Source organism: Vibrio diazotrophicus (genome assembly GCF_038452265.1).
GTDB lineage: Bacteria > Pseudomonadota > Gammaproteobacteria > Enterobacterales > Vibrionaceae > Vibrio > Vibrio diazotrophicus.
Window position 1 is genome coordinate 1515511 of the sequence record NZ_CP151842.1, and the last position, 19244, is coordinate 1534754.

Annotated in this window: 18 protein-coding genes; 10 read left to right on the plus strand and 8 right to left on the minus strand. The window is 43.7% G+C overall.

Annotation, left to right across the window (positions count from 1 at the left end; all coding sequences use genetic code 11):
• The first annotated feature begins 11 nt into the window (after positions 1-11).
• Positions 12-2252, plus strand: coding sequence for an EAL domain-containing protein (locus AAGA51_RS06930; protein WP_042482710.1), 2241 nt, complete (start codon positions 12-14; stop codon positions 2250-2252).
• Complete coding sequence (locus AAGA51_RS06935; protein ID WP_042482706.1) at positions 2249-4168, plus strand: sensor histidine kinase; 1920 nt, start codon at positions 2249-2251, stop codon at positions 4166-4168. The genes AAGA51_RS06930 and AAGA51_RS06935 overlap by 4 nt, the downstream gene beginning before the upstream one ends.
• Before the next feature lie 81 nt (positions 4169-4249).
• Here the strand turns inward: AAGA51_RS06935 and AAGA51_RS06940 are convergent, their stop codons facing one another.
• Positions 4250-5185, minus strand: a complete 936-nt coding sequence (locus AAGA51_RS06940) for a DMT family transporter (protein WP_042482703.1) — start codon at positions 5183-5185, stop codon at positions 4250-4252.
• A gap of 387 nt (positions 5186-5572) precedes the next feature.
• Here AAGA51_RS06940 and kduI point away from each other — a divergent pair, with 387 nt between their 5' ends.
• From kduI to AAGA51_RS06975, 7 genes are all read left to right on the plus strand, one after another.
• Positions 5573-6409 carry a 5-dehydro-4-deoxy-D-glucuronate isomerase gene (gene kduI, locus AAGA51_RS06945; protein ID WP_042482701.1) on the plus strand — a complete coding sequence of 279 codons (837 nt, stop codon included), beginning with the start codon at positions 5573-5575 and terminating at the stop codon, positions 6407-6409.
• Positions 6410-6439: 30 nt separating this feature from the next.
• Positions 6440-7432, plus strand: a complete 993-nt coding sequence (locus tag AAGA51_RS06950) for a TRAP transporter substrate-binding protein (RefSeq protein ID WP_415679614.1) — start codon at positions 6440-6442, stop codon at positions 7430-7432.
• Positions 7433-7507: 75 nt separating this feature from the next.
• Complete coding sequence (locus AAGA51_RS06955) at positions 7508-8035, plus strand: TRAP transporter small permease (protein WP_042482693.1); 528 nt, start codon at positions 7508-7510, stop codon at positions 8033-8035.
• 9 nt (positions 8036-8044) lie between these two features.
• A complete protein-coding gene (locus tag AAGA51_RS06960) occupies positions 8045-9352 on the plus strand; it encodes a TRAP transporter large permease (RefSeq protein WP_042482691.1) in 1308 nt (435 codons plus the stop codon).
• Between the two features lie 194 nt (positions 9353-9546).
• Positions 9547-10314: an IclR family transcriptional regulator gene (locus tag AAGA51_RS06965; RefSeq protein WP_042482689.1), complete on the plus strand. Its 768-nt coding sequence runs from the start codon at positions 9547-9549 to the stop codon at positions 10312-10314.
• A 125-nt stretch (positions 10315-10439) separates the two neighbouring features.
• Positions 10440-10877 (plus strand): hypothetical protein, encoded by a 438-nt coding sequence (locus tag AAGA51_RS06970; protein ID WP_042482686.1) that lies wholly within the window; start codon positions 10440-10442, stop codon positions 10875-10877.
• A gap of 144 nt (positions 10878-11021) precedes the next feature.
• Positions 11022-11264, plus strand: coding sequence for a hypothetical protein (locus tag AAGA51_RS06975; RefSeq protein WP_042482683.1), 243 nt, complete (start codon positions 11022-11024; stop codon positions 11262-11264).
• A gap of 155 nt (positions 11265-11419) precedes the next feature.
• On the opposite strand, the gene AAGA51_RS06980 is transcribed toward AAGA51_RS06975, so the two are convergent.
• The 5 genes from AAGA51_RS06980 to AAGA51_RS07000 all read right to left on the minus strand — a co-directional run bounded on the left by AAGA51_RS06980 (position 11420) and on the right by AAGA51_RS07000 (position 16661).
• Positions 11420-12046 (minus strand): bifunctional 4-hydroxy-2-oxoglutarate aldolase/2-dehydro-3-deoxy-phosphogluconate aldolase, encoded by a 627-nt coding sequence (locus tag AAGA51_RS06980; protein WP_042482680.1) that lies wholly within the window; start codon positions 12044-12046, stop codon positions 11420-11422.
• A 9-nt stretch (positions 12047-12055) separates the two neighbouring features.
• Complete coding sequence (locus AAGA51_RS06985; protein ID WP_042482676.1) at positions 12056-12985, minus strand: sugar kinase; 930 nt, start codon at positions 12983-12985, stop codon at positions 12056-12058.
• Positions 12986-13198: 213 nt separating this feature from the next.
• Positions 13199-13837 carry an RpiB/LacA/LacB family sugar-phosphate isomerase gene (locus AAGA51_RS06990; protein ID WP_042482673.1) on the minus strand — a complete coding sequence of 213 codons (639 nt, stop codon included), beginning with the start codon at positions 13835-13837 and terminating at the stop codon, positions 13199-13201.
• 210 nt (positions 13838-14047) lie between these two features.
• The gene (gene kduD, locus AAGA51_RS06995; protein WP_042482670.1) at positions 14048-14809 is read right to left on the minus strand and encodes a 2-dehydro-3-deoxy-D-gluconate 5-dehydrogenase KduD; all 762 of its coding nucleotides are present in this window, start codon (positions 14807-14809) and stop codon (positions 14048-14050) included.
• A 361-nt stretch (positions 14810-15170) separates the two neighbouring features.
• Positions 15171-16661 carry an alkaline phosphatase gene (locus tag AAGA51_RS07000; RefSeq protein WP_255209368.1) on the minus strand — a complete coding sequence of 497 codons (1491 nt, stop codon included), beginning with the start codon at positions 16659-16661 and terminating at the stop codon, positions 15171-15173.
• Positions 16662-16862: 201 nt separating this feature from the next.
• Here AAGA51_RS07000 and AAGA51_RS07005 point away from each other — a divergent pair, with 201 nt between their 5' ends.
• Positions 16863-17408 (plus strand): DUF3299 domain-containing protein, encoded by a 546-nt coding sequence (locus tag AAGA51_RS07005; protein WP_081878677.1) that lies wholly within the window; start codon positions 16863-16865, stop codon positions 17406-17408.
• Between the two features lie 80 nt (positions 17409-17488).
• Here the strand turns inward: AAGA51_RS07005 and puuE are convergent, their stop codons facing one another.
• Both puuE and AAGA51_RS07015 read right to left on the minus strand, forming a co-directional pair.
• The gene (gene puuE / locus AAGA51_RS07010; protein WP_042482668.1) at positions 17489-18418 is read right to left on the minus strand and encodes an allantoinase PuuE; all 930 of its coding nucleotides are present in this window, start codon (positions 18416-18418) and stop codon (positions 17489-17491) included.
• Positions 18419-18459: 41 nt separating this feature from the next.
• Complete coding sequence (locus AAGA51_RS07015) at positions 18460-19122, minus strand: GntR family transcriptional regulator (RefSeq protein ID WP_042482665.1); 663 nt, start codon at positions 19120-19122, stop codon at positions 18460-18462.
• Positions 19123-19244: the final 122 nt, after the last annotated feature.

Genomic DNA, 19244 nt, shown 5'->3' on the forward strand with positions numbered 1-19244 from the left:
GCTTTAAAATCATGTCAGATGGTCGCTTCGTCTTTGCAGACGACTCAAGTAGTTCTTTATCTATAAATGCTATTGAGTACGACATTCAACCTAGTTGGAAAGTACTCACGGTTGATGATGATCATGGTTATCAACAATCACTTATCTATAGTTTGAATGACTTAGAGGTCAACGGACGCCCCGTTGAAGTCCTTTCCGCTAGTTCAGCAACTGAAGCTGCGTATGTCTTAAGCCAACACAATGATATTGCACTTGTGCTACTTGACGTTGTGATGGAACAAGATGACGCAGGGCTTCGTCTCGTCGAGACGATTCGTAATGTTCAGGGCAACTCACTCATACGTATTATTTTGCTCACTGGGCAGCCGGGATTTGCTCCGCGTAAAGATGTTATGTTGCAGTACGACATCAATGAGTACTGGAATAAATCTGAAGTTGACCACGAGACGTTAAAGTCGATTGCAGCTGCCAATTTTCGCTCATGGCAGTCAATGTATGAACTGGATAAGGCGAGAATGGGGCTTCAGCTGGTGGTGGATGCTTCTCGCAATATTGCCAGTAAATACGATACCAATACCTTCATTCAGGTCGTTATCAAAGAGATCGTCGGGCTATTTGGTGATTTTGGTGAGCCCGTTCTTTGTGTATTACGGATGGATAAGGGTAACACTATCGATAATGCACCCATCGTTGCCTCATATGGGGCCCCCGATGTGGAACAAGGCGATACACTGCCAGATAAACTAAGAGTTGAGTTTGAAGAGCTTATCCGAGAGTCTATCGCCCATCAAAATCATAAATTTAGAAGCAATCTATCCGTTCTGTATTTCTCTGGTGACAACCACGGCAGCTATAACTATCTCGTATTAGCTGAAAGCAAAAAGTGCTTAAGTGACTACCACATTCGTTTGCTACAAGTATTCAGTGAAAACATCAGTTCTGGGTTTATGCAAATTGCGCTGGTGAATCAGCTTTCTAAGTTGGCGTATCACGATGCCGATTTAGAGGTAAAGAACCGCAACTGGTTATTGCGCGAACTCGAAATGATGAACCAAGACGATATGGCTCAGCTAGAGATGCTGGTTGTAGAGCTGGATGACTATGACACCCACGCTATCTCGTTTAATCAGCAGGCTATGATGGCGCTCGTGAGCTCTGTTTGCCAGCGCTTGACTGAAGCTTTCCACGATTCAGCTGTCGTTACTCGTGTAGGGTCCGACCGTTTTGCGATTTTATATAACAAAAGTTTTGCTTTGTCAGACGAAGAATTGTTCGCCCTTTCGAGTGTTTCGCACAGCGTAGGGGATTATCAGGTGCGCTGCACACTGACTTTTGCAAGAGTGGAGTTGAGCCAACTGTCTGACTATTCCGCTCAGCAAATCCTTCATATGGCGAGAAGCTTATTGTGCTGTGCAAGGGAGAACAAAGTTAAGATCATGGCTTACGAGCCTTCCTATCGTGAAAGCTTGATGCGCGATTATCAGATTCTCGGGGACTTAAAAGCAGCTATTGAAAACGATGAATTTTATATCGTTCTGCAACCGAAGTGCGATCTAAAAACTGGGCGAGCGGTGGGGTTGGAAGCTCTGCTACGCTGGAAAAAACAAGAAACAACGATTCCTCCGAATATTTTTATTCCTATTGCTGAACGCAGTGGCCTGATCAATAAGTTAGATGCGATTGCGGCGAAACTAACGTTTCAAGCACTTCATCAGCTAGAAGATGCTGGCTTTAATCTGCCGACCTCAATTAATGCGACGGTGAAAGATCTCACCGATCCAGAATATATCGGCTTACTGCTGGATTTAGTGCGTGGAGAAAACCTGAACCCTGACCTAATTGAAGTGGAAATTACAGAGAGTCAGGCCATGGAGTCTTACCTCGAAATTAAGCCTGCTCTAGAACACTTACATCGTGCAGGTATTAAGATCAGTATTGATGATTTTGGTACCGGATATTCGTCTCTTTCACATATTTCTCAGCTTGCGGTAGACACTATAAAAATCGATATTTCATTTGTTCGACGTCTTCATGAAGATATGGCGAGTCAACAAGTGGTTGATTTGGTGATGAGTCTGGCCAGTTTGTTTGATTTTTCTGTGGTAGCCGAGGGCGTAGAGACAGATGTTCAGCGTGATGCATTGATCGAAAGAGGCTGCACGCTTGGCCAAGGGTATTTGTATGCTCGACCTATGGTCGTTGATGAGTTGTTGGATTGGCTTAAACAAAACGAATCTGATTGTAGCGAATGAAAGTAAAAAAATTAGAGCAGTCAGCGCGACGAAATATCTTAGTGTTGTTGTTATTTGGCTTAGTGATTAGTGGGCTGCTAGGTGGCTTACTGTATCGCAATGACATAAACAATCGATTGGATTCAGTCGCTGTCGAACAGCAACGAAAAATTGCACAGGCGGAAGTTCTGTGGGGGCAAAATATAGGTGATATAGGAAACACCATTCGGATTCTATTTCGTTCGCCAGCTTTTACCTATGCTCTCGCCTCGAAAACGCCACCAAACAGTGACCTGATCAAACGTATTTTCACCTCTTTCGTAGAGAGTGTTGACCCACTCATGCAGGTTCGCTGGCTGGATGAAAATGGAATCGAAAAGGTTAGGGTGGATATCAAAAATGGCAAAGTGATTGTCGCTGACGAAAATGCACTGCAGGACAAAAGCAGCCGGTACTATGTCGAGCAAGGAATGAAGGCAGGCGACGGGAAAATATATCTCTCAAATGTTGACCTAAACGTCGAAAACGGAAAGATCGAAGTACCTTTCCGACCTACGATCAGAGCAACCATTAAAACTGGACCAACTCACGGTCTTCACACGGGTCTATTAGTTCTTAATTATGATGTCGGTGGCTTGCTTGAAGTTATCCGTTCCTTTGACTCGGACAGAGTGAACCTGCAACTCATCGATACAGAGGGCTACTGGCTGAAGAACGTTGACCCTGAACTAGAATGGGGGCGTGATCTCAAAGAAACGACTCACAATATTGCAGCCCATAATCCAGAGATTTGGTCTCAAATAAACAAACAGAAGTCCTTCAGTCGTTTCAATCACTCTTTGGGCTTTGCCAGTTACGAATGTAGTAATTTAACGGGTAACCTTTTATCCGAAGACATCGTTCGCAGCCCATCATTATGTTTTGTCGCCACCACATCGGTCCCTGTGTTGAACAAGTTGAAGATTGATGCTCTGATACCCTCGCTTGCACTCTGCGCAACCATTGTATTGTTTGGGATTTTTATTCTCAAACGAGAATGGAAACTCAAAATGGAGCTGATTCGGCTTTATCGAGTGCAGGAAAGAGATAAGAAGCAAATCGAAGAGTCTGCTGCATACAATCGAAACTTACTAAATCAGCAACAGCTATTGCAGAATGACCTTGTTGAGTCTCGCAAACTTTCGGCGTTAGGCATGATGGTTGCTGGCGTTGCACATGAACTCAATACGCCGATTGGTACCGCAATATTAGCGGCATCACGGCTTAGAGCCGAACACAAGCGATTAACACAAGCGGTCGAGGAAGGGTTGAGCAGAAGTGCTTTAGACCAATATTTAATTTCGACGGAAACAGGCTTAGAGCTCGTGGAAAACAGCCAGAAAAAAGCCGCAACACTCATTCGAAGCTTTAAACGTTTGGCGATAGATAGGGTTAGAGAAGATGTGGTGTCATATCGCTTGGATGTGGTAGTTGGCGATCTGCTTGCCACTTTGTCACCGCGCTTCAAAGAGAGCCAAATTGAATATGACATTCAGGTTGATCCGATAGAGATGGTTGGACGACCGGGGAGTGTCTCTCATGTTCTGCAGAACTTACTGGTCAATGCTATGCAGCATGCATTCAAAAAGGAAATTGGCGGAAAAATCTCGGTGAAGGCACAGCTTTGCAGTAATGGTCGTGATGTTGAAATACGCGTGTCGGATAACGGTAAAGGAATCGCTCCTGAGGTGTTGCCAAATCTTTTTGACCCATTTGTTACCACTAATCGAGCGGAAGGAAATACTGGTCTGGGTATGCATTTTGTCCATCAATGGGTAACCAACTCTTTGAACGGCTCAATTAAAGTGGAATCTGAGCTGTTAAAAGGTACGACTTTTATCATCAAAATGCCTAAACAATGCCAACAAGAACGGCAAGCGAGTGACGCGAGTAATTAAAAAAGAGCAGCACCCGCATTCGCCAGTGCTGCTCTTTCGTGTCTTGTTCTGAGGCTGTACTTAGAGGACTGAAGTCGATTATTACGAACTTGGTTTTTTACTCTTTGTCACTAAATAGATACCGCTACACACCAGTATCAGTGCAACCATGTTTTTCCATTCTAAAATCGTTTCGCCCAGAAATATGGAAGACAAACTGCTACCAAAAACAGGGATCAGGAAGTTAAAAATGGTCACCATGCTCACAGGGTTATGTTTTAGCAATACGCTCCACAGCGCAAACGCCGCAGAAGACAAACAAGCAAGGTAGATCAGTAGTGACAGGCTGGCAAAATCAAAGTCGCCAGAGTGGCCGCCGAATAGATACCCCACACACAATAGCGCCAATCCACCGATAGCCAATTGCCATGCAGTCATAACCATAGCATCAATGCCTTGCGATATTTTCTTCCCGTATATAGAAGCAGCAGCAAGAATGAAAGCAGCAAAAATCACGGAACCTTCACCCAGCACACTGAACTGGAAATCGAGCAGTGACTGGTTGAAATTCACTATGAATACACCTAGAAAACCTACCGTACAGCCGATAGCCTTTCTCTGTGTTAAGCGGTCATTGTTATAGATGAAATGTGCCAGAAGAACGCTAAAGAACGTGCCCGTCGCGTTCAAAATGGACGCTTTTACACCGGTTGCAAATGCCACACCCAAATAGAAGAAGATGTACTGCAAGCTGGTCTGAGTCAGACCCAGCACAACAATTTGACGCACTTTGGTTTTGGTGATGGTTCCAGTGTGACGTCTAAACAATACCGACAGAATAATCAGGAAAATACCCGCCAATAGAAAGCGTTGCCCCGCAAACACCATTTGCGATGCAACATCGTGTGCTTCGATGTTGAGCAGAGCATAGCCGGTTTTAATGGCTGGATAAGCGCTACCCCATAACACAGTGCAGAGTATAGCTATGGCATATACGACCATTGGTCGCGAGAAAAAATGGGTTGATTGCGATGGCATATGGCAGATTACCTAAAGGCTAAAAAATCAGAAATTCGTTTTTTGAAACGACAGTTTGTATTTTTTGAATAATGGATTCTATACCATATTGTGTACTTTTTTAATCACTGTTGCATAAAAGATGGTTCTTTTCATTTGTTAGTGGCTAATTGCACATCTATTTGCATATCAATCAATGATTCCTGAATGGGGGAATCATTTGTCTTGCGTACTACTAATCAGATTTCTCCCTTATTTGCCTTCATCTATCTGCGTTTTGTTTGCGTTAGCTCAAAAAATAACAGGAACAGTGTTTCAAAAGTACCTAAAGGATCACAAATCAAATATGAATGAATTTATTCAAATATAAACGAGTGTTAGATTTGCCCCATCTTAAAGGAGGGTGCTATGCACATTAATTACAACAACAATCCAAAAGACGCTAAGTCGTACGATACGGATCGTTTAAGAGAAGAATTCCTAACTGAAGAATTGTTCAAACAAGGTGAAATCACACTTGTATACAGTCACATCGACCGTGTTGTGGCGATGGGCATCAGTCCTAGTAACGCAGCCCTTAAGCTGGAAGACTTTGTTGATAACAAAGCGTTTGGTACTGACTATTTCTTGCAACGCCGCGAATTGGGCATTGTGAACTTAGGTGAGAAAGCGGAAGTTCGTACTCAAAACGGTGTTTACGTGTTAGAACACTTGGATGCGGTTTACCTAGGTAAAGGCGAGCAAGATATCGAATTCCGTGCATTGGAAGGTGATTTCGCAAAACTTTACTGCCTAAGCGCTCCTGCTCATCACACATATCCATCACGCACCATTTTGCGTAGTGAAGCTCGCCTTGTTGAATTGGGTTCACTAGAAACCGCTAACGACCGTGTGATCAATCAATACCTACACCCAGATGTACTCCCTACGTGCCAACTTTGCATGGGCGTAACACATCTGAAACCAGGAAGTGTTTGGAACACTATGCCAGCTCATACTCATGAGCGCCGTATGGAAGCTTACCTCTATTTCAACGTTCAGCCATCTCAAGTGGTATTCCACTTCATGGGTGAGCCAACAGAAACGCGTCACATCGTAGTGAGAAACCATCAACTTGTGCTATCGCCAAGTTGGTCAATTCACTCTGGTTGTGGCACGCAAAACTACAGTTTTGTGTGGGGAATGTTGGGTGAGAACCAAACATTCGACGATATGGATTTCGTAGATATGAACGAAATTCGATAATAAGAACCTATTTGTATTTCATGGAGAAACATGATGCTTAAGAAATCTGCCCTAAAATTAGCTGCTATCGCCACTGTTGTAGGTAGCGCACTGAGCTACTCTTCAATTGTGTCAGCAGCAACTGAGATCAAAGCTGCTTTCAACCAATCTGACAAGCACCCACAATACCTAGCGCTTAAAGAGTTTGGTGAGAAGCTAAACAAAGAAACAGATGGTCGTTACAAACTAAACATTTTCCCTAACGAACTATTGGGCGACCAACGTGCAGCACTTGAGCTTGTGCAAAACGGTGCGATTCAAATGGCTGTTGTGGCTAACCCACTGGTTGAAAACTACGACAAAACATTCGCTGTAATCGGTATGCCTTACGTGTACACAGGTTCAGAACACCAAGAGAAAGTATTTACTTCTGGCGTACTCGATAACCTATTTGCATCGACTCAAAAATTCGGTTTTGAAGTACTAACAGCTTACACTGCTGGTGCACGTAGCATGTACACAAAAGGCAACTCTGTAGCAAACGTTGCAGACATGAAAGGTAAGAAAATCCGTGTAATGCAATCTGACACTATGATCAAGATGCTTTCTTGCATGGGTGGTACTGGTGTGCCAATGAGCCAAGGTGAAGTTTACACGGCAGTACAACAAGGCGTTCTTGATGGTGCAGAAAACAACGAAATCACTTACGCTGACCTTAAGCAATACGAAGTGGCTCCATACTTCTCTGCGACACGTCACCTAATGGTTCCAGACCTAGTAGTAGCAAGCAGCTACTTCCTATCAACTATGTCTAAAGAAGACCAAGCGACGTTCAAAAAGCTAGCGAAAGAGAGCACAGTAAGCGAATTCGCTCTATGGAATGCTCAAATCGAAACCGCTAAGAAAACAGCGATGGATAAAGGTGCAACGTTCGTAGAAGTTGATATCAAACCTTTCCAAGAGTCTTGTAGCGCTCTACAAAAAGACCTAATCAAGACTCCAGAGCAAAAAGATCTATTCGAAAAAGTTGCAGCGCTGCAATAATTTTCATCGGTAATATGGCCGGGTATTTGCCCGGCCTCATTAGCCTTCGGCCTAGCCATATAAAGGTAAGATGTTATGTTAGACCATACGCCAAGTGGCTTATTTAAAGTTTTTTCTGTCGTTAAGCATTGGTTAGACAAGATTGTTTCTTGGTTTTGTATTTCCATAATCACCTTAATGACCATTCTTGTGACTTATCAAGTTATTGTCCGTTACGTATTCAATGATCCAAGCGCGGTGAGTGAAGTACTTTCTCGCTACCTGTTTATCTGGTTAGTGTTGTTCGGTAGTGCGCTTGTTTTCGGCTTGAAAGAACATATGGCTATCTCTTTTATCAAAGAGAAGTTCTCCCAAAAAACACAAATCATTGTTGAAGCGTTTATCGAACTAGCGATTGTCACTTTTGCTCTATCCATCATGATTTTCGGCGGTTACAGCAGTGCAACGCGCCAAATGTGGCAGTTAGATTCTGCACTACAAATTCCTATGGGAACGATTTACGCAGCGATTCCAATCAGTGGAGCGTTAATGGTTTTTTATTTTATTTACAACGAATTGCAGCTAGTCGAACGCTGGAAGCAATTACGTTCTTCGGCAGAGTAGGAGTGAGTCATGGACTTAGCATTAACAGCTGCCTTAATTATGTTCGCCGGTGTGGTCTTCTTCCTAGTGATTGGCGCACCGATTGCTATCGCAGTAGGTATTTCCTCTTTCGGCGCAATGATGGTTATTCTGCCAACTCAGGGGGCAATGGTAACCTCTGCTCAACGTATGTTCGTAGGCTTAGACTCCTTTGCTCTGCTCGCCATTCCGTTCTTTATTCTTGCTGGTAACATCATGAATAACGGCGGTATAGCGATACGGCTGATTAACTTCTCTAAGATTGTCAGTGGTTTCTTTCCGGGTTCTCTTGCTCAAACTAACGTTGTATCGAACATGCTGTTCGGTTCAATCAGTGGTTCTGGCGTAGCCTCTGCGGCGGCTATCGGCGGCATCATGTCACCAATCCAAGAAAAAGAAGGTTACGACAAGCGTTTCAGTACTGCGGTAAACATCGCGTCAGCACCAACTGGTATGTTGATTCCACCAAGTAACACATTGATCGTCTATGCGACAGTAGCGGGTAGTGTTTCTATCTCTGCATTGTTCATGGGTGGTTACATCCCAGGTATTCTTTGGGGTCTAGGTGTCATGCTTGTTGCGGGTGTTATGGCAAAACGCCGTGGGTACATCGCTAAACACCGTATGACGCTAAAAGAGTGCGGTCAAGTAACGGTGGATGCCATCCCAAGTTTGTCTCTGATCATCGTGGTGATTGGCGGTATCTTAGGTGGTGTGTTTACAGCAACAGAAGCTTCGGCCATCGCGGTTGTTTATTCTCTGCTTCTGAGTGCAATGTACCGTTCTTTGGATTTCAGAAGACTGCCAGAAATCTTCTTACAATCAGCAAAAATGACGGCTATTGTTATCTTTATGCTGGCAACATCGTCAATCATGTCTTGGGTAATGGCATTTACACAAATCCCGGGAATGATTGCAGATATGCTATTAGGCTTGACGGATAACCCTATCATCATCCTATTGATCATTAACGTGATCTTGCTATTTGTGGGTACATTTATGGACCCAACGCCAGCAGTACTGATCTTTACACCTATCTTCCTGCCAATTTGTATGGGCTTAGGTATGGACCCAGTGCAGTTCGGTATCCTATTAGTCTTCAACCTTTCACTAGGTACGATTACACCGCCAGTAGGACCGATTCTGTTTACCGGCTGTAAGGTGAGTGGTATCAGCATTGATTCAGTAATCAAAACATTGCTACCGTTTTTCTTCGTGATTTTTGCGGTACTGATGTTGGTGACTTACATTCCAGCCATCTCAATGACGCTTCCAGAAGCGATGGGTTTGATTAAGTAACTAGTATGATTTATCAAAAACAACCTCAGCTTAGCCTGGGGTTGTTTTCTTTTGGCTATAAGCGAGTGCGCTTGTTAACAAAGTGAAATTATACCCATGTCAGTTTCAAAATAGCGGGCATCGGTATGAGACAAACAAACTTCATTTCGAGTATTATCGGCTCGTTTTCACGCACATGTATTGAGTAAAAAGTAATGGAATCAGTTAAGAAAACTGAATATAGAGCGCCTGCGCTTGAAAAAGGCTTAGATATTCTTGAACTGCTTGCTCAGCAAGATGAGCCACTCACAAAAAAGCAGATAGCGGAAAGCTTAGATAGAAGTATCAACGAAATCTTTCGCATGTTGTCTGTGCTGGTGGAAAAGCAGTTCATTGAATATGACAGCTACACGTCAACTTATGCGTTAACGCTGAAAATGTTTGCGCTATCGAACCAGCATCCACCCATCGCTCAGCTTTTAAAGCGTGCTACGCCATTGATGGAAGATATCTGCAACAAAGTAAATCAGTCTTGCCATATGTCGGCATACAGCAATGGTGAAATGACCGTTATCGCACGCCAAGAGAGCCCCTACAAAATGGGTTTCAGCTTAAGACTGGGTTCTGTCATTGATATCTGTTCATCGGGCTCGGGCATCGTTTTCTTGAGCTTCCTGAGTGAAGAGAAACGTCAATCTGTGTTAGACAGATTGGATGCAACGCCAGAAGAAAAAGCGCATGCGCTAAGCCATGTAGAAGCAACGAGAGAGCGTGGCTATTACGTAGGCGAAAGTCCGCAAATTATGGGAGTGACCAACATCAGTCTGCCGATTTTTGGCGTGCTGGGTGATGTGTTAGCAACCATCACAATTCCGTATATGACGCTGAACTCCAACACTGTTCACCATCATATTGAAGATTTAGAAAATACCAAACGCGAATTAATTGAGCTAGCGAGCAAGTTGAATCAGAACTTGTCGTAAATGGTACGTTTTTATTCATTTCAAATATAAGCTTTCCCTTTTACAGCTCTGATATAGAGGGTGGCTTGTTTTTAGCTCACTTTACTGGCTGAGTTTAGGGATTATTAATCAAGGAGATTTAACATATGAAAAAGCTAGCAATGTTGACGTTGTTTTCTTTAGCTTTCTTTTCTACTAACACTTTTGCTAGAGACGATATCGGCTCTTATTCAATTGAAACGGCGTTGAATTCAGAAGTCGCTAAAGCGAAATTGGGTACGGACATTAAGTTTTATTTTGGTGAGCAGAAACATCCTAAAGTCCTTTCAGATTTTGGTGAGTTCAAAACCAACAAAAAAACCAACGCTTTCAACAAAACTGATCAGGAAGCCTGTGACTGGGTCTTTTTGTCAGCCATGATTGCATTGAAGGACAGAGCGGTAAAAGAAGGCGGGAATGCCGTCATTGATATCAAATCGAACTATAAGAGCAACCTAACTTCAAGTGAGAAAACCTTCCAATGTGGCGCTGGTACTATGGTTGCGGGCGTAGCTCTAACAGGTAAAGTTGTGAAGCTAAAGTAAGCACAATTAATGGTTAAGGTCGCTTAGTTTTCTCATTTCTAAGGTTACAAGGCAGACATGTTCGGCTCAGATGCAACTCAGTCTGTTACTCGCTTTACAAGCGTATGAGTATTTTTTATGTGTGCCTTATTTTAGGGAGAGTATATGAACACTAGATTTTGTGAGCAATGCGGTGAGGAAACAACGCACAAAGAGGTAATGAAACAAAAGCCATCTAAGTACGGGAAATCTAAAAAAGAGCAGTTCAAAGCTTTTCTGGAAGGTTTTTTCAGCGGGTCTGCTGCCTCTTTGCCAGCAGGGGCTTCTTTGGAGTTAACAGACAGGTACATAGTGTGTACTAAGTGTGGCAAACAAACTCTGGAGAATCATGGTGAAGAGTTTCAGTAATTTACCTTCTCAATAGCTTATCGTTTGGATAATCGAAACATATGTTAGCCATTCTGAAATTTAAATGTCGTTCGGATAAGTATCTATTCATACCCGAACGACATTGATTTCAAAGAGAGGACTCTTTGAAAGTTTCTATTAGGGAAGGCCGCAGATTACTTCGCAATAACGTTCGCTACGTCTTTAACTAGTGCTGCTAGTTCATCCCATTTTTCGCCATCGATCAGATCGTTTGGCACCATCCAAGTACCACCACAAGCTAAAACGCTTGGGATAGCTAGGTAGTCGTTAACGTTTTTAGGGCTAACGCCGCCAGTTGGCATGAATTTAATTGGGTAAACGGCTGTTAATGCTTTAAGCATGTTAACGCCGCCTGAAGGTTCTGCTGGGAAGAATTTAAGAGTACGTAGACCCATTTCCATTGCTTGTTCTACTAAGCTTGGGCTGTTTACGCCAGGTACGATTGTTGCACCACGTTGTTGGCAGTATTTAACTGTTGTTGGGTTAAAGCCTGGGCTTACGATGAAATCAACGCCAGCGTCGATAGCTTCGTCTACTTGCGCAGTTGTCAGAACGGTACCAGCACCGATCAGCATTTCTGGGAAAGCTTCACGCATGTTTTTGATTGCTTGTGCTGCTGCTTCTGTACGGAAAGTCACTTCTGCACATGGAAGACCATTTTCAATCAGAACTTCCGCAAGCTTCACGGCTTTGTTTGCATCTTTAATTGCAATAACAGGAACGACTTTGATTTCAGCAAGTTGTTGGTTTAAATCTTTCATCTTTTTTCCTTAAAGTGTTGGCATAGCGCTAGAGGGAATGATAGCACCACGGTACTGAATAACGGTTCCAGCCACTAAGTGGCCAGCAGAAGCAGACTGTTGTTCGCTGCCTCCAAGAATTCGTTTCGCTAGATAACCCGCACTGAACGAGTCACCGGCTGCTGTTGTATCAATCACGTTAGAGATCTTGTTCGCTGCCACAGTGTACAGCTCACCATTCGAAATAACGAAACAGGCGTCGGCACCGCGTTTAACAACGATTTCTTCAACGCCGAAGCCTTGAGTACGTTCGATGGCTTGCTTCTCTTCGCTGTCGCCCCAAAGTAGCACTTCGTCATCGAAAGTAAGGAAAGCAATGTCCGTGATTTTTAGGATCTCAGTGTACACTTTCTTCGCATCTTCAATAGAAGACCACAGAGCAGGGCGGAAGTTGTTATCAAAGGCAATCTTGACGCCTTTTGCTCGGCATTTAGTGAGCACTTCGAAAAGTGATTTCAGGCAATCTTCAGGAAGAATCGCAACACTGATACCGCTTAGGTAAATCATTTGATGTTCGCAAAGCTGAGCTTCTAAAGCTTCAAGTTGCACATCACGTAGCCAGTACTTTGCTGCCGCATCATTGCGCCAATAGAAGAAACTTCTTTCGCCATCTTCACGAGTCTGGATGGTATAAATACCCGGTAATTTCTTCTCAGACAGGAAGACCATATCGGTATTCAACCCTTCTTGTTTCCAAGCAGATAGCATTTCAGCACTGAAAGGGTCTTTACCAAGGCCTGTGACGTAAGATGTCGTCACGCCAGCAGACTGAGTAAGACGAGAAAGGTAAACAGCAGTATTTAACGTATCACCACCAAATCCTTGTTCAACTGTACCTTCGTTTTTTCTAAGCTCGACCATGCATTCGCCAATGATCGCCACTCTCTTGATTTGGTTCATAGGAAAACTCCGTATGTATATTACATGCATGATTTTTAAGAGGGCATCGCACGTAATGAAACAAGGCGTAAAAATAAAACAACTATTCATATGGTTATATAAAACAGCCGCTTTATAAAAAATTATAATATTTCGACCATATTTAACTGAAAAAAGCCAACCAGAGCTGGTTGGCTTCAAATCATCTATTCCCGATAAACGATTTGCATTCGATTAAGCAATAAGAGACTTAACGTAAGCTTCAATTTCTGCGTCTTGGCAGTTATTGAAGAAGCACTCTTGGAATCGAGCGCCGCCAACTGCAGTTTTCACTAGCTCTTGGTCGATAGAACGTAAAGCTTCAACAATGCTGTCTTTCGCTACTGCCGCTTTAACTTGGCTCAAGATACCAGCGTTACGTTGTTGTGGCTCTGCACGCTCTTTCGGGTAGCCTTCGCCACGTGGGCCAGTGAACGCTTTTTCGAACATGTAACGAACGTTCAGTTCGCCAGCCCAACCGAAGCCTTTCGCGAATGCTAGAGCAATAGCGTTACCGTTGTTGATTTGGTTGAACAGGAAAGCGTCAGATGGCTCTAAGCAGTAACCACAAACCACACCTGGGTGTAGGTTTAGCGACATCATTGCGCCTTGACCAGTACCACAACCTGCCACAACGAAGTCAACCGCTTTAGAGTTAAGAAGGATGCTCGCCATGATGCCTAGGTGGATGTAAGTCAGGTGGTGATCCGCTTCATCGCTCATACCCACGTTGAAAACATCGTGACCAAGAGGGCCCGCAACCGTGTTCAGTTCATTAAGAACCATTGCGTTTTTACCTGCCTGGCTGTTTTCCATCATCAATGCAATTTTCATCAGAATCTCCTGCAACCGTAGTTGCTTAAATTATATAAACTGTTAGCTCGCTTCAATGAGGCTCACTAACGTTAACGTAATCAATACTGTTAGTTCTAAACACCGAAATACAATGCTCACAACTAACACTCTTAGCCTCTAACTCTATGATGTTGATAGAGTATAGAGACTAAGAAATCAGATGGGTTTATCTGATAAGGTCAGTCCGAATTAACGCGCTAACCAACCACCGTCAACAGCGATAGTGTAGCCGTTGATGTAGTCTGAAGCTTTAGAAGCTAGGAACACACATGGACCCGCTAGGTCTTCTGGCGTACCCCAACGGTCAGCAGGGATGCGCTCAAGGATAGCTTGGTTACGTTCTTCATCAGCACGTAAAGCAGCAGTGTTGTTGGTTGCCATGTAGCCCGGTGCAATCGCGTTCACGTTAATGTTGTGCTTAGCCCATTCGTTCGCCATCAGACGAGTAATACCCATTACGCCGCTCTTAGAAGCCGTGTATGAAGGAACACGGATACCGCCTTGGTAAGAAAGCATAGAAGCGATGTTGATGATCTTGCCGCCGTTGCCTTGAGCCATGAATTGCTTAGCGACTGCTTGAGACATAAAGAATACAGACTTGATGTTGATGTTCATAACGTCGTCCCAGTCTTGCTCTGAGAAGTCGATAGCGTCGTTACGACGGATGATACCTGCGTTGTTTACTAGGATATCAACGTGACCACATTCTTCGACAGCGCGGCTAACGATAGAAGGAATGTCGTCCAGTTTCATTAGGTTGGCGCGAATGTCGATGAACTTTTGGCCAGTTGCTTTGATAAGTTCGATGGTTTCAGTTGGTTCAACAATGTTTACGCCAACGATGTCACAACCTGCTTGTGCAAGACCTAAAGCCATACCTTGACCTAGACCAGTATCACAACCGGTTACGATTGCAACTTTACCCTTCACATCAAATGAATCAAGAATCATTACTTTTTCCTCAACGTACCTAATTAAATATGAACAGGAACGCCCTGAACATCATGACAAGGAATATAACAAGAAAAAAACTCTTCAACAAATAAAAATGAAAGGGTGTTTCAAAAAATATAGCTGATCTCTAATTTTTGCTATGAATTGGCTGTTGTTAAAAAATCAAAAACACATTTTAAATTCAAATTTGATGTGGTTTTGAGGGCTACTGAGCTTATGGCGGAGCCTCTTTGCTAACGGTGAGGTTATTCAAATGGAGAACCCGTTTTAGTCGCAGTTATCTTTTAAAACAAAAAAGCCACCTTCTTGGTTTCAAGAAGGTGGCTTGATGTAAATTTTCAGATGAAGAATAGGGGTATTACTTCGTTAAGCCTAAGGCTTCATTCATTACGTGGAAGATGTAGTTTTGCTCAACTGCACCTTGGAACAAGTAAGCCTGAGGACCGCGAGCAAAGATAGCGACGTCTTCACCTGAGTGAGTTTCTGAATCAAGTTTGATTAGAGACTGTTGACGGTAATCAATGTTCATCACTTCTTCTTCAGTTGGGTTAGGACGATCTGCACCACCTTTCTCAACCGCGCCAGGACCATTACCGTAGCTTAATGTGGTGTAGTGTTTGCCGTAAGCATCGACACTCAATTTACCGTTTGATTTAGACAGACCAAGAATTGGATTGCCGCGCTCTGAGTAACCATTTGAAATCAGCGTGTGCGCATGGTCAGCGGTTACAATGATCAATGTATCTTCTGGGTTTGTTTTATCCAGTGCTGCTTTTACTGCTTCGTCATAAGCAACAGCATCCCAAAGTGCGCGAGCAGCATTACCATCGTGGTGCGCGTGGTCAATACGTCCGGCTTCAACCAACAACAAATAGCCATCTTTGTTATTCGATAATAGGTCGATTGCTTTTGAAGTCATCTCAGCAAGTGAAGGCTCGTCGCCACGGCGATCCGCTTCATACTTCATGTGGCTGCTCTCAAACAGACCAAACACTTTCTTTGCATCTGCTGGAATGCTTTCGAAACCTTTTTGATCGTAAACATATTGACCATCTGGGTGCTGAGTTTGCCATTTTTCAACGAGGTTCTGACCGTCTTTACGTTTGCCTTTTTTACCTTCAGGGTCAACAACATCGACAGGCAGGAATTCGCGGCGTCCACCACCGAATACCACATCCATACCTTTGCCTTCGTTGAAGCTAATCAGCTGCTGAGCGATATCCACACAACCTTGATTCTTGGCGATGTTTGGAAGCGTAGCGTCATTTTCCCAGTTACGATCAGCTGAGTGAGCATAAGCGGTTGCAGGTGTTGCATGAGTGATACGTGCAGTAGACACAACACCAACAGACAGTCCTTTTTCAGCGGCCATTTCCCAAGCCGTTTTCGCTTCGTTGCCTTTTACCGTGTTACAGAAGCCACGTTTAACGTTGTCATCAACACTGATGACACCTTGCTTGGTTTTCACACCCGTTACCATTGCAGAAGCAGTACCTGCTGAATCTGGCGTTTGTGCATCGGTATTGTATGTTTTTGACAAAGCCATGTTAGGCATAGTTTCCATATTTAGGCGGTATTCTTCGCCCATTAAACCGCGACGCTGGCCTTCAAAAATACGTGCTGCAGTAATCGTACCTACGCTCATACCGTCACCAACAAACAAAATCACGTTCTTAGCGGGTTTATCGATAGGCATGTTCGCTTTTGCTTTTGCGATATCTGCCTGAGCTTGTTTGAACCACACGTCATCTTTCTGTGGCGCGTCAACACCAGCGGTTTGGCTCTGTGTAGAACAGCCAGCTAGGGCTGTCAAAATACCACTGACTAATAGAAGTTTTTTACTTTTCACGGGCATAGGCTCCAATTGTTTTCTCGAATTTCCATGTTGCTCAAAGGCTTAACGGGGTCTAATTACCCAACATCTTTATGAATAATGCGTTACTGATGGATGAAGTTTTTATTATTGTCATATTACTGTCTTATGCTGCGGGTACTTTTGTTAGCAACAATGAATAACGTATCTTTTTGATATCAATAGAAATTACAACTTATGAAACTGACTTTGTTAAAACGTTTTGGCCGCATTAGCGCGTTAGGAATATTACTGGCACTTGGTTGTGCTTCTGGTACTTATGCTCAAGAAGACATCAACACCGCAAGTTCTGATGTTGTCACTTTGGATTGGATCGACTTGATTCCAGAAGCTGAGCGCAATGTTGCGCCGTTACCAAATAAAGCACCGCTAAATCACGATAGTGATACTCCACCTCAGAATATGGCTGGAGGATTTCGTGATGACTTAGATGGAAAACAAGTGCGTATTCCGGGCTTTGTTATTCCGTTGGAAGGGGACGATAAAGTGGTAACAGAACTACTTTTGGTTCCTTATTTTGGTGCTTGTATTCATGTTCCGCCTCCGCCACCGAATCAAATCCTTTACGTAAAATTCGATAAGGGCGTGCCTATTCAGGGGCTTTGGGATGTGGTTTACATCGTAGGTAAATTGAATGTGGAAATGGTTGAGTCTGATTTGGGGCAAGCGGGCTATCTGATTAACGGTGTAACTGTTGAAGCTTATAACGACTCAAGCTCGTAGTATTGGAAGCAAGAAAAACAAGCCGCTGAGAATAAGGTGATGCTCAGCGGCGACAGAACCTATATACCAATATTTGATGGTTACTTAGGCGGATGGTGCTCGATCCAATGGCGGGCAATTTGTTCGCGGGTTGCAACCCAAACGCCTTCGTGAGATTGCACATAATCAAGAAACTTCTTCAGCGCCATAAACCTGCTTGGTTTGCCTATGATTCGGCAGTGTAAGCCAATCGACATCATTTTTGGCTTATCTTTGCCTTCTTCATATAAGCAATCAAAGTTCTCTTTAAGATACTGAAAAAACTCTTCACCGTGGCTAAATCCGTAGGGCGAGGAAAAACGCATATCATTGGTATCTAACGTGTATGGGATCACTAGGTGTGGCCGAGTTTCTCCGGGTTTTTGGTTATTGGGTACTTGAGTCCAGAAAGGCAGGTCATCACCGTAGTAGTCTGAGTCATACAAGAGCCCATCCTGTTCTGCGACTAACTCGCGCGTATTAGGTGAATCTCTTCCCGTATACCAGCCAATAGGGCGCTTACCTGTCAGGCGTTCGATGATATCGAGTGCCTGTTTCATGTGTTTGCGTTCTTTCTTAACGGGCATGTTCTGGTAGTGAATCCACTTTAGTCCGTGGCACGCGATTTCATGTCCATCTTCCATGATCGCTTTGGTCACTTCAGGATTACGCTCTAATGCGGTGGCCACACCAAAAATGGTTAAAGGCAGTTCGCGTTTTTTAAATTCATTAAGAATGCGCCATACACCCGCACGAGAGCCATATTCATACAGTGATTCCATGCTCATGTGGCGGGAAGAGTAAGCCTCTGCGCCTGCTATCTCAGACAAGAAAATTTCTGAGTGTGAATCGCCGTGCAACACGCAGTTCTCGCCACCCTCTTCATAATTAAGAACAAACTGAACGGCTATTTTTGCTTTGTTTGGCCAGTTGGCATCTGGGACATTGTCGCGTCCGTAACCGATATAATCGCGAGGATTAAAATCTTTCATTCGAATTCCTTATCTAATCGTCCACGTTTTTATGTTATTTGCTAGGTGAAGAGTTTGCTGAAATCAACATGCGTTTCTTGCTTGCTGGTTAAAGAAATAGAGGCCTTTAGCTGTTCCAGATGATGGCGCATCCAATTTTGGGCTTCGCTGATCAAATTTCTATCGAGCAAATCTATTAAGTTCGAATGGTCACCACAGTCGCAATTCACACTCTCGCGAGTACCATAAGCGGCAATAACCAGAGATGAGCGGTAACACAACTGCTCGACAAACTCAGCCAGAACCAAGTTGTGACCGACACGCGCAAGTTCATAATGGAACTTAGCGGTAAGCTGAATAGCTTGCGCCATATCGCCGTTATGATTGGCTCGCTTTTCCAGTTCTACCATTGATCGAAACTGCTGTGACAGCTTGTCGTTCCAGTTCTCACTGATTGAAGGGATGAGCAGAGGCTCTAGCATGATTCGGCTATCCCAGACTTCAGAAGCTTCTCTGCGACTCGGGCGGTTAACTTGCGCACCTTTGTTTGGCTGAATAACGACAAATCGTTCCAACGCTAATCTTTGTAGAACTTTGCGAATACCAGTACGGCTAACGCCAAAAGCTTCAGACAGCTTGTCTTCTGGCAGACGTTCACCCGGTGGAATTTGGTGTTCAACAATGGCCTTTAGCATTTTTTGATAAATGATTTCGTCGTTAGACATGCGGAACTCTTTAATTACGTTTGTATACAAAGCAGTAGTGCAATATGTATACCAAACAGACTTTTATTGTTTTCCGTAAGCACCAGTGAATCTAACGCTGCAAACCTTCTAAGTTCTTGCAC